The organism is Anaerostipes sp. CAG:276 (assembly GCF_000432215.1).
Taxonomy (GTDB): domain Bacteria; phylum Bacillota; class Clostridia; order Lachnospirales; family Lachnospiraceae; genus Anaerostipes; species Anaerostipes caccae.
Genome location: NZ_FR889165.1, coordinates 1 through 14,863, shown reverse-complemented (window position 1 = coordinate 14,863; position 14,863 = coordinate 1). Strand labels below are relative to the sequence as shown.

Genomic DNA, 14,863 nt, shown 5'->3' with positions numbered 1-14,863 from the left:
CCCTTTTTTCATAAGATTGTTTTTATTCTTTGATCATCGTAAAGTCATCCCAAGGAATATTGACCTCAGCACCTTCATTGATGATAGAATCAACATGCATCAGAAGCGGGAACTCATCCAGGGAAACGACTCCCCTCTCTGCAAGTTTCCTTACGGCACGTGCAGTTCTGGTTGCAATCACAATGGACTCCAGAGTCACGCCCTGTAATTCTTCCATAGCCTCATCGAAGCTTAACCCGCGTCCGAGAAGGGTTCCGATCTTCCTTGTTCTTCCGCCGAAGACCGTCACATACAGATCTCCTGCCCCGTGAATAATATTCTCCGGGCCTCCGCCGATCAGTTCCAAAAGTCTTGTCATTTCTTTTACGCTCTGTCCAAACAATGCTGCCTGGGAATTGTAGTGCTGGATACCGATCTTTCCTTCCATTTTTTCAGAAAGACCCACAGCCAGGGTTACACCGAGTGCATATGCATTCTTCATGGCTACGGCGCACTCCACACCTACGACGTCTTTAGAAAGAGTGATGTGATAGTAGTCTGTTGCCAAAAGCTCTTTGAACATTTTGAGAGTTTCCATGTTCTTTCCGCAGAAAGCCACATGGCTGTGATCGTGGTCTGCCAATTCATAGCTGGTACACGGACCGCCGATGGCATTGATATCAAGATGCTTTCCTTCCGGCTGGCGTTCCTCAAAGATCACCGGATATGGAACCAGAGTTCCGTCATCCAGATCTACCATGCCTTTCGTCACAGAGAGGAGCGGTACACTTTCAGGGATTACCGGAAGAATCTCATCACAAAACCAGTCTAATCCAAAGCTGCTGACACCGCAGAGCGCTGCGTCTGCTCCGTCCAGAGCCTCTTCTAATTCTTCAATCTGATAATATTTGATCCCGTCGTGCAGGGTCCTTTTTAATGTGATATGAAAATTATCCTTCTTTAATCCGTCGATAATGTCCCGATCCAGCGGGGAACCAACCAAGCGGACCTCGTGTCCGTTTTCCATCGCCGGAAATGTAATTGCTGATGCCATCTGTCCTGCACAAATAAATGTAATAACGCTCATGTTTTCCTCCTATAATGCTTATGCTGTTACTTTCTTTGTTGCCACAATATCTACTCCCAGTCCAAGAACGTCTTTGATAACCACATCGCCCACATTCACCGGGGCCTTAGCTGTCACTTTGGTCAGCTCATCCATGATATCATAAATCTTCCCTTTCGGAATATCCCCGTTTGTTTTCACAGGGACTCTTCTCGCTGTCTCTGCCTCAACCCTCACGGTAGACGTGATGACTCTGGTAGGATTGACTAATTCCTTTTCCCCGTATACGGCGCCTCTCGGACAGCCGTTTCCGGTTACTTTATATCCGTTTTCTTCATCGACTTTTAAATGACATCCTTTCGGACAAACAATACAAATTAAATCTGTCATGTTAAGCACCTACCTTTTCTACAGACACAGTGATCTCACCGTTCTTCACCTTATCTAAAAACGCTTTTGGTATCACGATTTTTTCCATCTCACCCGGAGCCATATGTTCCCTTTTAAAGGAAGCCAGTTCCTCACCTGCTGAAGTGACCTTAATTGCCACATCTTTGTATACGTTTCTCACCCGGAACATGACTTCTACCATTTTATCAACATTTGCAGGACGAATCTTCTGAGGAACTGTATATCCTACACAGTCTCCGTTTTTCAGTTCAATATATGTCTGGTCTTCGGTCTCGCCGTTTTTCACATATTCTGCGGCACTTCTTCCCGCCTTCTGACTCTCGGCTGTAACAAAGTCTACCAGGTCATGAACATGCACAACGTTGCCGCTTGCAAAAATACCTTCTGCAGATGTCTCCATGTTTTCAAATACGACCGGTCCGTTTGTTCTCGGGTCCATAGTGATTCCTGCTGCCCTTGTCAGTTCATTTTCAGGAATCAGTCCCACGGATAAAAGTACGGTGTCTACATCAAATATGATTTCGGTTCCAGGGATCGGCTGGTTTTTCTCATCCACCTTCTGTACGGTAACCTGCTCCACTCTCTTATCCCCTTTGATATCCGTAATCGTGTGGGATAAATACAGAGGAATATCGTAATCTTCCAGACACTGCACGATGTTTCTTGTAAGTCCGTTGGAATATGGACAGAGTTCTACGCAGCCCACAACCTTTGCACCCTCTAAGCTCATACGCCTTGCCATGATCAGACCGATATCTCCGGACCCTAAAATAAGGACTTTTTTCCCTACCATGTAGCCCTCAATGTTAACATATCTCTGAGCTGCACCCGCAGTAAAGACTCCGGCCGGACGGTCCCCCGGAATTGCAATGGCTCCCCTGGTCCTCTCCCGGCAGCCCATGTTTAAGATGAGAGCCTTTCCTTCCAGGACCATATAGCCGTTTTTCTTATTCATTGCATGAACGCATTTTTTCTCTTCATCCACATCCAAGACCATAGTATCCAGCATCACTTCTATATTTGTCTCGGCTAACATTTCGATGAATTTATTTGCATACTCTGGTCCGGTCAGTTCTTCTTTGAAGTAATGAAGTCCGAATCCGTTGTGAATACACTGATTTAAAATTCCGCCCAGTTCCTGGTCACGTTCTACCACTAAGATTTTATCGGCACCATTTTTACTCGCTTCCACTGCTGCCGCAAGGCCTGCCGGTCCTCCTCCGACTACGATCACATCATACTTCATTATTCGGCACCTCCTGTTTTTGTTTCTCCTGTGATAATGTTCATTCCCACACGGTCCTGAGGAACATCTTCCAGCGGAATGTTTAATTCTCTTGAGATGATCTCCTGAACTCTCGGTCCGCAGAAACCACCCTGGCATCTTCCCATACCTGCGTTGCATCTTCTCTTGACTGCATCAATGGATGTGGCAGGGATCGGGCGGTGGATCGCGTCCACAATCTCTCCTTCCGTCACTGTTTCACAGCGGCAGATAATTTTTCCGTACAATGGATTTTCTTTAATCAGTGCGGCTCTCTCTTCATCACTCAGCTTCTTAAAACGATTTACTTTTCTCTCGTCCTTGATTTCTTCCTTTGCTTTCAGACAAAGTCCTGACTCTTCCATCATCTTTAACAGGTCAACTGCGATTGCCGGTGCAGAAGAAAGTCCCGGAGAGGCCATTCCTGAAATATTAAAAAAGCCTTTGTTTTCTTCATCTTCAAATATGAAGAAGTCATCCTCTTTTGTTCTTGCACGGACTCCCGCGAAATTCCTGATGGATTCTCTGAAGTTAATTCCAGGCACGGATTTTAAGGCAGTATTTCTTACAAAGCTTAATCCGTCTGTCGAAGTTGAAACATCGTCTCCGTCCGTAGGCTGTGAATTCGGCCCCACAATCAGGTTTCCGTGTACGGTAGGTGATACGAGGACACCTTTTCCGTCTTTGTTCGGGCACTGGAAGATTACATGGTTTACAAGTTCTCCCTGGCTTTTATCCAATAAGTAATACTCACCTTTATTAGGCTTGATCGTAAAGGATTTTTTATTCGTATATTCGTTTACTTTGTCTGCGTTGACTCCTGCCGCATTGCAGATATATTTTGCCTCAACGGTTCCGTTGTTCGTTTTTATTTCATAAGAATCATTGTTCTTTTTAATATCTGTAACCTCGGTGTTCAGCTTAAATTCAACACCGTTTAAGGCAGCCATCTCTCCGAGAGCGATTGCCAGCTCCCACGGGCTGATGATTCCTACATTTGGGGAAAATAAAGCTTTGACAGCTTTCTCAGAAATATTTGGTTCTTCTTTTCTTAAGGTTTCCTGATCCCAGATCTCCATATCCGGAACACCGTTTTTCTCTCCACGCTGTTTTAACTCTTCTAAGGTTTTTTCTTCTTTTTCTTCAAAAGCAACAATCAGGGCTCCGATCTGTTTAAATGGAACATCCAGCTTTTCGCACAGCTCTTTTATGTACTGATTTCCTCTGATATTGTATTTTGCCATCAGAGATCCCGGTATCGGGTCATATCCTCCATGGATGATGGCACTGTTTGCTTTCGTTGTGCCGACAGCCACATCATTTTCTTTTTCAATGACCACTGCATTTACATTGTACTTTCCTAATTCATATGCGATGGAACATCCTGTAATCCCCGCACCTATAATCGCTACATCATACACTGTTCTTATCCTCCTTCGACTGAGTCCCTGTTTGTCTTACTGCCCTTATCTAATCATAATAATCTGGCCCTGTCAAACGTGCGAAACCGCCGTTTTATGCGGCTTTCGCCCACTTTTGATTAATCATAGATCATTGATTAACAGGCCTTTTCCTCTTTTATTTTTTTCAGATCAAACACTTTCCCCTGTTTTCCTTGTGTTTGTTATTAATCATTAGTATAATATTAATAATCAATAAAAAGTTTCAATTAGTAATTTTTATTAATCAAAATAAATCGAAGATATTTCCACTTGACAGGAGGGGTATTATGGGAAAGAGAAATAAAGTCACAACGAGGGATATTGCTGAGTACACAGGGCTCTCCCAGTCCAGTGTTTCTATGATCTTAAGCAGCAAGCCCCATGTCTCCTTTTCAAAAGAGACGATAGATAAAGTAAAAGCCGCAGCAAAAGAACTGGGCTATAAGAAACCAGAGAAAAATACGTTAAAAAAAGCATCCGCACTTTCCAAAACGATCATCGTCATCTGCCCTATTCTGTCTAATGGCTATTACTCCATGCTGATCCATTCCATCACAGAGCGGGCCAGAGAATATGGCTATACCGTATTTTCCGTATCCACGATCCGGGATGTGTCTCAGGAGGAGTATTACATAAAAATGCTTTCAAACTTTGATTTAAGCGGTATCATTTTTCTGTACCCTCCGTCTTCTAAGATATCAGAGATCAATGCACTGTCCAAGTCAGTGCCTATGGTTTCCATCGGTGACAAACCTGAAGGCTCCCGTTTTGATTCGGTTGAATTGGACAGCAAAAAACCCGGTTTCATACTTGGTGAATATCTGATCTCACTCGGGCACACCCATGTTTCTTTTGTCTCAGCACCGATCAAACAAAAAGAAATCGGAAGGCTTCACAGGCTGGAAGGGTTAAAAAACAGTTTTAAGGCATACAATTTTGATTTAAATAATATAGAGGTTCTTTCATCCAAATTTTCTACTTATTCCAGATATACACCGGATAATTCCGAATACTTAAATGGCTATAACCTTGTCTCAAAGGCCCTGGAGAATCACACGAAATCCACTGCTTTTGTTGGAAACAACGATATGACCGCGTTCGGGATCATGTCTGCCATCACAGATCACGGCTATAAAATACCGGGAGACTATTCGGTCTGTGGATTTGATAATATACCTCTTTCGGGCATGCCCCAGATCTCTCTTACGACCATTGAACATGCGGCCGCATTTAAGGGGAAAGAAGCCGTAGATATTATTTATAAAAAAAATGCACAGAAAGACGGGATTTCAAAACACCATTATATTATGAGGCTGGAATATGAACCGGAACTGATTGTCCGAAATTCCACCGGAAAGGCAAAAAAATAAGGAATGATTTTTACGATTGCCACTACTATTACTTAATAAAAGAAGACAAGAAAGATGAATTGCTGTATTGTTAATAGTATAACTCGTCTTGTAGACAATACACTTCTTTTAGATTTAGGAGAAGATATTGGTAAAGCACAGATAGAAGCATGTGAAATCTCTGAAGTTTTAGATGCTATGAAAGAAATTTCTGACAATGGAAATCCTTTATTATAGCTATAATTTCACGTTTTAACTTCACACAAATTATTAGGGATGCGTTTTTACTTGTTTGAAAACCATCCCTTTTTTTGTTTTGAAACAAAATTATGTCACAACCTCCGATGAAAAAGATAGCATTAGTCTGTATTTACATCCATACAAATCATAAGCTATGATAAATACAGTTAAACGTTTACAGCAAACAGCAGCCGCCCGGGAACTGGCTGCTGCCCAACAAAGGAGAGGTGAGCATGGCCGGCAAACTTCTTGATGATGAATTCTTAAACAACATAGCATGGGGACTTCCAAGTACAGCAAAGAAAGATGCAATCTGCATTGCAGGCAGACTTCTTGTATCCAACGGATATGTGAATCCCGGATATGAAGACAGCATGATCGAACGAGAGCTTGAACACAATACATATTTAGGGTTCGGCGTTGCCATACCTCATGGGAATGAAAATTCTCTGAATCAGGTATTAAAATCCGGAATCTGCATTGCACACTTTCCTGACACCATAGATTACAACGGTGAAACTGTAACCTATGTGATAGGAATTGCATGTAAGGAAGAAGACACTATACAGGAACTGATGCAGATTACTGATATCCTCTGCAAACCGGAGGAATGTGAAAAACTATTATCTGCCGCATCAAAAGAAGAATTTATCAGGATTATCAATGAGAATTATCTAAAAGAAGGAGAGTTATAGTATGGAACATGAAAAAACAACATTCTCCCAGAAGCTTCAGAAGTTCGGAGCATTTCTGGCCGGAATGGTTATCCCAAATATCGGCGCGTTCATCGGATTCGGTTTGATCACCGCATTCTTCCTTGAAACAGGCTGGACACCAAATGCAAAGCTTGCAAACCTGATCAGCCCGATTCTTAATTCACTGCTTCCTATCCTGATCGGTCACACCGGAGGTAAAATGGTCGGAGGAGACCGCGGAGGCGTCATTGGTGCCTTAGTAACGGTCGGTGCCATCGTCGCAGTACCGGGAACTCCGATGTTCCTCGCAGCCATGATCTTAGGCCCTGCATCCGGATGGTGCATTAAGAAGTTCGATGCAGCGGTAGACGGAAAGATCCCCGGCGGATTTGAAATGATCGTCAACAATTTTTCTTTAGGTATCATCGGCGGTATTCTCTGCTGTGTAGCTTACCTTGTCTTCGGTCCTGTCATGGATACCGTGACCCAGGTACTCACAAACGGAGTAAACTGGATTGTATCCCACAATGTACTTCCCCTTTCTGCAATTTTTGTAGAACCTGCAAAAGTACTATTCTTAAATAACGCTTTAGACCACGGTATTTTTGGACCAATCGGTTACGAGCAGGTTAAAACTTTAGGACATTCAGCATTGTTTTTATTAGTTCCTAACCCAGGTACCGGCCTCGGACTCCTGCTTGCTTACTGGTTCTTCGGAAAAGGCGAGATGAAAGAAGCCGCTCCCGGAATGATTCTTATTCATTTCTTTGGCGGTATCCATGAAGTTTATTTCCCATATGTATTAGCCAATCCTCTCACAATCATCGGTATGATCGCGGGTGGTATCGCAGGTACCGGTACATTTACGCTTCTGAATGTGGGAACCGTTGCAACACCTTCTCCGGGCAGTATTTTCTCAGTCCTGGCACTGTCGCCCAAGAGTTCTATGATCGGTGTCATTGCAGGTGTGGCAATCTCCTGTGCCGTGTCTTTTGTGATCAACGCCTTCTTTGTAAAACGAATGGTGGCAAAAGGAAAGGGAGAAGCTTCTTTAGGTCCTTCTGTCATTCCAAAAGAAGCTATGGGCTCCAGTGCTTCCAGTACATCTGATGCCGTGACAAATGATGCTTCTCTCGGTGTTGCAGGCTTAGATCTTACAAATGTAAAGAAGATTGTCGTTGCCTGTGATGCGGGTATGGGATCCAGTGCAATGTCTGCTGCTGCATTAAAGAAAAAAGTAAAAGCGGCTGACCTCCCGGTTGAAGTCATCAACACCGCGATCTCCAAGATTCCGGCTGACACAGACTTGGTCATCACTCACAAAGAGCTGACAGGTACTGCAAAAGCAGCTCAGCCTAACAAGCAGCATTTATCGATTACAAACTATCTTCAGGCTCCGGAATATGACGAACTCGTAGAACGTTTAAAGAACCGTTAAGCTGAGTACTCTTGGTACAATCCAAATAATAAGCATAGCAAATGGAGCGGGCGTTTCCTTCCGGGGAAATGCCCTGTTCCGGTATTTTGGGAGGGAATTCAAATGAAAGCAGTTATGTATGGGGCAGGCAATATCGGACGGGGCTTTATCGGTGCCCTGCTTTCACAGACCGGCTATGAAGTCGTATTTGTGGATGTAAATGATGACGTTGTAAATACCATTAACAGAGATAAAACTTATCCCCAGGAAATTGTAGGTGAAAACGGAAAAACTGTCTGGATAGAAAACATACGGGCCGTTGACGGAAAAGATACTTCCACTGTCAGTGACGAAATCGCATCTGCGAACCTTCTGGCTACTTCGGTGGGTGTCACTGTACTCGAAAAGATCATTCCGGTTATCTGTGAGGGTCTCACCAGACGCTGGGACAAAGATCCTGACAACACTCTGGATCTTTTGATCTGTGAAAATCTAATGGATGCCAATGAATTTTTAAATGAAAGAATCAAAGACACACTGCCTGACAGACATAAAAAAACTTTGGATGAAAGCCTTGGACTTGTAGAAACTTCCATCGGCCGTATGGTGCCTGTAATGACAGAAGCCATGAAAAAAGGTGATCCTCTCCGGATCTGTGTGGAAGAGTATGATTATCTTCCGGTTGACCGGGCTGCTTTTAAAGGGCCAATTCCTGACTATGAAAAAATAGTCCCTTTCAGCCCTTTTTCTTTTTATCTGGAACGAAAGCTGTACATCCATAACATGGCCCATGCTGTTACCGCATTTCTGGGAGGAATAAAGGGATATACATATATTGACGAAAGTATTGGTGATATCTATATACGAAAGCTGGTGGAAGGTGCTATGATAGAAAGTGCCATGATGATCTCAAAAAAATATCATGTAGAATTTTCAGAGCTGAAAGCTCACATAGATGATCTGCTGTTCCGGTTCCAAAACCCTGATCTCCATGATACCGTGGAACGTGTGGGAAGGGAACCGATCCGAAAATTAAAGCCGAAGGATCGCCTGGTTGGGGCACTGCGCGGCTGTGAACAGGAAGGTATTCTCCCTGTTTATCTGTCTTTTTCCATAGCAGCTGCCCTATATAATATAACGGATGCTTCCGCTCACGAGCTTTTAAATGAAACATGCCAAATTTCATCCGATGAACCCTGCGGCAGCTATATCATGGCATTTTATGAAAAGTTGAAAAATTCACCCAAAGATTTTGCATCTATTTTAAAGATGATTGACAGACAATATAATGAAATCAGAGGGCCCGTTATTTAAATTCAATAATCCATTTTATCAGAGAGGAAGATAGGTGAAGATATGGTTATTTCTGACCGCGCAAAAGAAATTATCGAATATCTGCTGGATGCAACCGGTTATGTGAGGGTTTCAGAGATTGCAAAGGAACTGGGCGTCACAGAACGCACTGTTTACCGTGAAATGCCCGAAATCAACAACATCATGGAATCCTGTGATTTAAAGCTGGAATCACAGTCCGGCAGGGGAATGCAGATCTATGGCTCCCTGTATAATATGAAACGTCTGGAGTCCCTCTTTGAGGAATCCAAAATAGAACAGACTTATACCGCAAAAGAACGAAATGATCTGATACTCCTCATCCTTCTCCACGAGAATGATTATGTAAAGACTCAGTCACTGGCCATCGATCTGAATACTTCTACACAGACGATCAGAAATAGTCTGCACCAGCTGCAGAATTTCCTTGAAAATGATGATATCACCTTGATTACAAAACGCAGTGAAGGTGTTATACTAAAAGGGAAAGAAATATCCAAACGTCACCTGTTAATCAGTATACTTCTGAGAAATATTCCTCTGGATAATTTCTTTGACTGGATGAAAAACAAAAAATATAAAAGCTGTGCCTTTATCAATCTGCTGATTCAATGGGATTATGAAGACACATTATCTGTCATCTATGATTTTCTGGACCCGCTGATTTCAAAAAAGAGACTTAATGTATCCGATAAAGAATTTCAGGAGTTTTTATTCCTCCTGTGTATTTTTATCAAAAGGCATTCTCTTGTAGATGAGAAAGGGGACGAGTTAAAGCTCTCGGTGGATATACCAAATCCTGAGCAGGAGCTTTACAAAAGTATCAAACACCTGCTGGAACATAAGTTTCATATTAAGCTCTATGATACAGAGCTTAACTACTTCAACTGGATGATCAACCTGTATACAGGACGCACTCACTACCATGTCGCAAATGATTCCAGCATTTTAAAACAGCTGGATCTGGTCACCCAGCTGATTGCCAGAGTAGAGGAACGGTTTGGTTTCCCATACAGCGAAGATGAGAACCTTGCCGAGAATCTTATGCTTCACATCAATATGGCTCTGGAACGGATCAGAAGCGGGATGAACGTATCCAATCCGCTCAATGACGATATTTATCAGTCCCATCCAAAGCTTTATGATATTGTGAAGCAGAGTTTTATAGAAGTTTTTAATCACACCTCCGTACCGGTGCCGGATGATGAAATAGGATATATCGTCATCTACTTTATTGCATCGATGGAGTATCTGACCAAACAGTCCATTGAAGTCCTGGTCGTCTGTGCCTCAGGCATGGGTTCATCCAAGATGTTAAGAAGCCGTCTGGAGCGGGAATTTGCAGAGATCGGCGTGGAGAAGATCATCTCTCTCCATAAGCTCTCCGATGAAGACCTTTCCCGCTACGATCTGATTATTTCCACAGTACCGCTGGATTTAGCCGACGATAAGTACATCTGTGTATCCCCGCTGCTCAACGACAGGGACAAGGAAGAAACCAGAAAACGCATCAAACACCTCAATAAAAAAGGAGAACATCATGAATAAGATTTTCAACGCAGACAACATTGTTTTAAACAAACGCCTCCGGAATAAGGAAGACGCTATTGACGTGGCGGGTAAAGTTCTGGTGGAACAGGGCTATGTAGATCCAAAATATGTAGAATGTATGCACAAAAGAGAAGAAGTCATCTCTACTTACATCGGCAATAACGTAGCTATCCCTCATGGTATCGACGGTTCCGAAAAGTACATAAAAGAATCCGGTATATCCTTTATTCAGGTACCGGAGGGGGTGAAATACGGCGATGACACCGTATACATCGTTATGGGTGTCGCAGGAAAAGACGGAACCCACCTGGACATCCTTATGAAGCTCTCTGAAGTAATCTGTGAAGAGGAAAATATCAAAAAATTAAAAGAAGCACAGACCAAAGAAGAAATCCTGGACATCATCGGTGACCTGACCGTTTAATCCAGCCATTTAAACCAGCTATAAATTACAAAAAGGAGATATATTATGTTAATTTTAATTGACGACGCAGACTTAACAAAAATCGGGGAACTCTATGCAAAATATCCTTATGACGGAGTTACCACCAATCCTACGATCTTAGGCAAGACAGGAAATCCTGATCCTATGGATCAGTTAAAGAAAATCCGTGCTTTGATTCCGGAAGAAGCGATGCTTCATGCACAGGTACTTTCAACAGAGACCGACGACATGGTAAAAGAAGCAAAACATATGGTTGATGCCATCGGCGGCAACATGTACATTAAAGTACCCGTAACCGCAAATGGATTAAAAGCGATTTCTATCCTGAGCAAAGAGGGAATCAATGTAACCGCAACCGCTATTTACGGTGTAATGCCTGCATTCATGGCGGCCAAAGCTGGAGCTAAGTTCCTCGCTCCTTATGTAAACCGCCTGGACAACTTAGGATACAATGGTGTGCAGATTTCAAAAGATATTCATACGATGGTCAAGGCCGCAGGATATGATGCGGAAGTTCTCGGTGCTTCTTTCAAAAACTCTCAGCAGGTTCTTGAAATGGGCAAGTTCGGTATCGGATCTGTCACAGTCAATCCGGATACTTTGAAAACCCTCGCATTCAATCAGGTTGCTGAAGGTGCCGTAAAAGACTTCATCCGCGACTTCGAAAACTGCTGTGGTGAAGGAAAGACTATGCTTGATTTCTAAAAAATATAACAAAAAACTCCGGAGCGCATATTTTGCTCCGGAGTTTTTTTACTTATCTCATCATAATAATTCTTTGCGCAGTTCTTCTCCTGTTTTCTCACTCAGGTATGCAGGCGCAATATCAAAAACAGTTTTGCATCCCGTCTGCCCCTCTTTGGCAAGTCTGTAAGCGGCCCTCGCATAAGACACAATGACACTGGATGTAAATTCAGGATTGGAGTCCAGCTTCAAACTATATTCAATCAGATGCTTATTTTCGCTATTCCATCCGGTCTTTCCACTTCGCAGTACAAATCCTCCGTGAGGAATGCTGCTGTGATCTCTTTTTAATTCTTCTTCACTGATAAAATGGACGGTTGTATCGTAGTCTGCAAAATAATTCGGCATATTTTTGATCTCTGCCTCTATCTTTTCCGCATCTGCCCCTTCTTCCAGCACAACAAAACATTCTCTCGTGTGTTTCTCACGAGTTGTAAGTTCAGGATCCTCAACGTTTCTTACCGCTTCTAGTGCTGACTCAACGGGAATGGTATACTGCTTTCCGTCTTTTACTCCATCGATCCGGCGGATTGCATCTGAATGTCCCTGGCTTACTCCTCTGCCCCAAAATGTATAATCTTTTCCTTCCGGAAGGATGGCATTCGCATACATTCTGTTTAAAGAAAACATTCCCGGGTCCCATCCCACGGAAATAATCCCTACGTTTCCGCCTTCTTTTGCGGCTTTATCAACATTAGCAAAATGCTCCGGAATTTTCGCATGTGTATCAAAACTGTCCACAACATTGAATATAGCGGCATATTCCGGCGTCTGTACCGGAAGATCTGTAGCACTGCCGCCGCACAGGATCATGACATCGATTTTATCCTTCCAGTCTGCCGCATCGGCTACACTGCACACAGCAGCCGACTTTGTGAGGATCGTTACATCTTCTGGATTTCTTCTTGTGAAAACTGCCGCAAGTTCCATGTCTGGATTCTGACGGATGGCACATTCCACACCGCGCCCGAGATTTCCATAACCTAAAATACCTATACGTATACTCATATTTTTTCTCCTGTCTGTTTTTTTTCTTTTTTTGATTATACTTGCTTAAATAGAATTCTGCAAGAACAAAACATCCTGTAATTCATATTTTTTCCTGCTCTATACAGGGTTATCCGAGAATTTTACCGGATATCTTCTATATAGGTAAATACTTATGAATACAGTTATCGTTTCTGCAGCTAAAAAAGACCACCAGATTCCTTCCATACCAATAACCTGTGAAAGAATCCACATCAATGGCAGCAGAAGTATCAGCTGCCTTAATATATTGATGATCAGGCTGAATCCAACTCTCCTGGTCGACTGCATAAACGAAGCAGTCATTGTGCCCGCCGCGGCAAATACATAACTTGTACACATAATTTTTAATGCAGGCACTCCAAATGTCATCATTTCATCGGATGCATTAAAAATCTTTAATATCTGTTCCGGAAATGTCCAGAACAGAACAATACTGATACCTGTAAGGACAATTCCTATTATGGTTCCATATTTAAATGCCTGACGAAGCCTTGGCATATTTTTTGCACCATAGTTATAACTCATAATCGGTATACACCCTTGTACAAGACCGTTTAACGTCATAATGACAACTTGCTGCAGTTTAAAATATGCCCCGAAAAATGCCACTGCAGTCGTGGAATATACAACAAGAAATATATTTGTAAAGTAAATCATAAATGCTCCCAGGGCATTCATGATAAAGGATGGGAATCCGATCACAAAAATTTCTTTTATTATCTGGAAGTCAACATGAAATCCCTTTATTTTCAGCCTGACCTTTTGCTTTCGCAAAATAAGTACCATAAAGGCTAAAATCATGGATAGCGTATATCCGCATACAGTTGACACAGCAGCCCCTTCAATTCCCATTTTAGGAAAACCAAAATAACCAAATATAAGAATGGGATCAAGTATAAAGTTTAGTACAACTCCTGCAATCTGAAACCACATAGGCGCGATCATATTTCCTGTTCCCTGAAGAATCTTTTGTATACATATATGTACCATACTGGAAACTTCCAAAAAAGCACAAATTCTCATGTAGCGAACGGCTAAATTATATATTTCCGGATCGTCTGTAAATGATGAAAAAAAGGGTTTTGTTATCACTAGCACAGCGCCGGTAACGATAATTCCCATAGCAGCTGAGAGCAATATGCCATTTGTTACAACACTGTCTGCCCTGTCCTGATTCTTCTGACCAAGATTATCTGCAATCAGTACATTAACACCCACACCAATCCATATGGACATTGCAATCATCAGGGTTGTAATTGGAAAGGCCAGAGACACGGCAGTCAATTCCTTCTCCCCAATCCATGAGACAAACATACAGTCTACAAAATTGTATGTATACTGCATAAACATCGATATGAGCGGAGGTACCGCCATGGATACGATCAGCGGAAACATCTGTCTGGTCTCCATCTTGTTCTTATGATTCATAAACCCTCCTCTAAATAAAATACAAAGTTGGAAAGCACGCTTCATCACTCATCTGTGTACAGCCCGCGGAGCGATTTTATTTCATAGGAAAGTTCTGCGAACTTCTCTATGAAATAAAAAAACCGGATATCTTTCGATATCCAGACTATTTTAGAGTTGCGGGGGCCGGATTTGAACCAACGACCTTCGGGTTATGAGCCCGACGAGCTACCAGACTGCTCCACCCCGCGCTATGAAAGTAAAAAGGCGCCAACCAGATTTGAACTGGTGATCAGGGAGTTGCAGTCCCATGCCTTACCACTTGGCTATGGCGCCATATATTATATAGTATATGTGAACGTATCTAATTTATGATACGAAAAAATGACTCCAACGGGATTTGAACCCGTGTTACCGCCGTGAAAGGGCGGTGTCTTAACCACTTGACCATGGAGCCTTGTTTCTTTGACCGCTTCACGGTCTTACTAAACT

The 14,863-nt window shown here is 42.6% G+C and carries 14 protein-coding genes and 3 tRNA genes; 8 read left to right on the top strand and 9 right to left on the bottom strand.

Annotation, left to right across the window (positions count from 1 at the left end; translation table 11 throughout):
- Positions 1-22 precede the first annotated feature (22 nt).
- The 4 genes from QVP35_RS00320 to QVP35_RS00305 are packed head-to-tail and all read right to left on the bottom strand — an operon-like array spanning position 23 to position 4,141.
- On the bottom strand, positions 23-1,066 hold the full coding sequence (locus QVP35_RS00320) for a glycerol-3-phosphate dehydrogenase (RefSeq protein WP_006565482.1): 1,044 nt from the start codon (positions 1,064-1,066) through the stop codon (positions 23-25).
- An 18-nt stretch (positions 1,067-1,084) separates the two neighbouring features.
- Positions 1,085-1,435, bottom strand: coding sequence for a DUF1667 domain-containing protein (locus QVP35_RS00315; RefSeq protein WP_006565481.1), 351 nt, complete (start codon positions 1,433-1,435; stop codon positions 1,085-1,087).
- A 1-nt stretch (position 1,436) separates the two neighbouring features.
- Positions 1,437-2,702: an NAD(P)/FAD-dependent oxidoreductase gene (locus QVP35_RS00310; RefSeq protein ID WP_006565480.1), complete on the bottom strand. Its 1,266-nt coding sequence runs from the start codon at positions 2,700-2,702 to the stop codon at positions 1,437-1,439.
- Positions 2,702-4,141, bottom strand: coding sequence for an NAD(P)/FAD-dependent oxidoreductase (locus tag QVP35_RS00305; RefSeq protein ID WP_006565479.1), 1,440 nt, complete (start codon positions 4,139-4,141; stop codon positions 2,702-2,704). Before QVP35_RS00305 ends, QVP35_RS00310 begins: the two co-directional genes overlap by 1 nt.
- A 308-nt stretch (positions 4,142-4,449) precedes the next feature.
- Here QVP35_RS00305 and QVP35_RS00300 point away from each other — a divergent pair, with 308 nt between their 5' ends.
- The 8 genes from QVP35_RS00300 (at position 4,450) to QVP35_RS00265 (ending at position 11,896) form a co-directional block, all read left to right on the top strand.
- The gene (locus QVP35_RS00300) at positions 4,450-5,532 is read left to right on the top strand and encodes a LacI family DNA-binding transcriptional regulator (protein ID WP_009291227.1); all 1,083 of its coding nucleotides are present in this window, start codon (positions 4,450-4,452) and stop codon (positions 5,530-5,532) included.
- A 54-nt stretch (positions 5,533-5,586) separates the two neighbouring features.
- Complete coding sequence (locus QVP35_RS00295) at positions 5,587-5,748, top strand: hypothetical protein (protein ID WP_009291226.1); 162 nt, start codon at positions 5,587-5,589, stop codon at positions 5,746-5,748.
- Positions 5,749-5,984: 236 nt separating this feature from the next.
- Positions 5,985-6,446 (top strand): PTS sugar transporter subunit IIA, encoded by a 462-nt coding sequence (locus tag QVP35_RS00290; protein WP_006565476.1) that lies wholly within the window; start codon positions 5,985-5,987, stop codon positions 6,444-6,446.
- A 1-nt stretch (position 6,447) separates the two neighbouring features.
- Positions 6,448-7,884, top strand: coding sequence for a PTS mannitol transporter subunit IICB (locus QVP35_RS00285; protein ID WP_009291225.1), 1,437 nt, complete (start codon positions 6,448-6,450; stop codon positions 7,882-7,884).
- Between the two features lie 102 nt (positions 7,885-7,986).
- Positions 7,987-9,177, top strand: a complete 1,191-nt coding sequence (locus tag QVP35_RS00280; protein WP_022260662.1) for a mannitol dehydrogenase — start codon at positions 7,987-7,989, stop codon at positions 9,175-9,177.
- 42 nt (positions 9,178-9,219) lie between these two features.
- Positions 9,220-10,743, top strand: a complete 1,524-nt coding sequence (locus QVP35_RS00275) for a BglG family transcription antiterminator (protein WP_009291222.1) — start codon at positions 9,220-9,222, stop codon at positions 10,741-10,743.
- Positions 10,736-11,170: a PTS sugar transporter subunit IIA gene (locus tag QVP35_RS00270; RefSeq protein WP_006565472.1), complete on the top strand. Its 435-nt coding sequence runs from the start codon at positions 10,736-10,738 to the stop codon at positions 11,168-11,170. The genes QVP35_RS00275 and QVP35_RS00270 overlap by 8 nt, the downstream gene beginning before the upstream one ends.
- 45 nt (positions 11,171-11,215) lie before the next feature.
- On the top strand, positions 11,216-11,896 hold the full coding sequence (locus QVP35_RS00265; RefSeq protein WP_009291221.1) for a transaldolase family protein: 681 nt from the start codon (positions 11,216-11,218) through the stop codon (positions 11,894-11,896).
- Positions 11,897-11,956: 60 nt separating this feature from the next.
- Here QVP35_RS00265 and QVP35_RS00260 read toward each other — a convergent pair whose 3' ends face one another.
- The 5 genes from QVP35_RS00260 to QVP35_RS00240 all read right to left on the bottom strand — a co-directional run bounded on the left by QVP35_RS00260 (position 11,957) and on the right by QVP35_RS00240 (position 14,828).
- Positions 11,957-12,943, bottom strand: coding sequence for a diaminopimelate dehydrogenase (locus QVP35_RS00260; RefSeq protein ID WP_009291220.1), 987 nt, complete (start codon positions 12,941-12,943; stop codon positions 11,957-11,959).
- A 99-nt stretch (positions 12,944-13,042) separates the two neighbouring features.
- A complete protein-coding gene (locus tag QVP35_RS00255) occupies positions 13,043-14,392 on the bottom strand; it encodes an MATE family efflux transporter (RefSeq protein WP_009291219.1) in 1,350 nt (449 codons plus the stop codon).
- 156 nt (positions 14,393-14,548) lie between these two features.
- A tRNA-Met gene (locus QVP35_RS00250) sits at positions 14,549-14,622 on the bottom strand.
- Between the two features lie 14 nt (positions 14,623-14,636).
- Positions 14,637-14,707: transfer RNA gene (locus tag QVP35_RS00245), tRNA-Cys, on the bottom strand.
- 49 nt (positions 14,708-14,756) lie between these two features.
- Positions 14,757-14,828: transfer RNA gene (locus QVP35_RS00240), tRNA-Glu, on the bottom strand.
- Positions 14,829-14,863 lie beyond the last annotated feature (35 nt).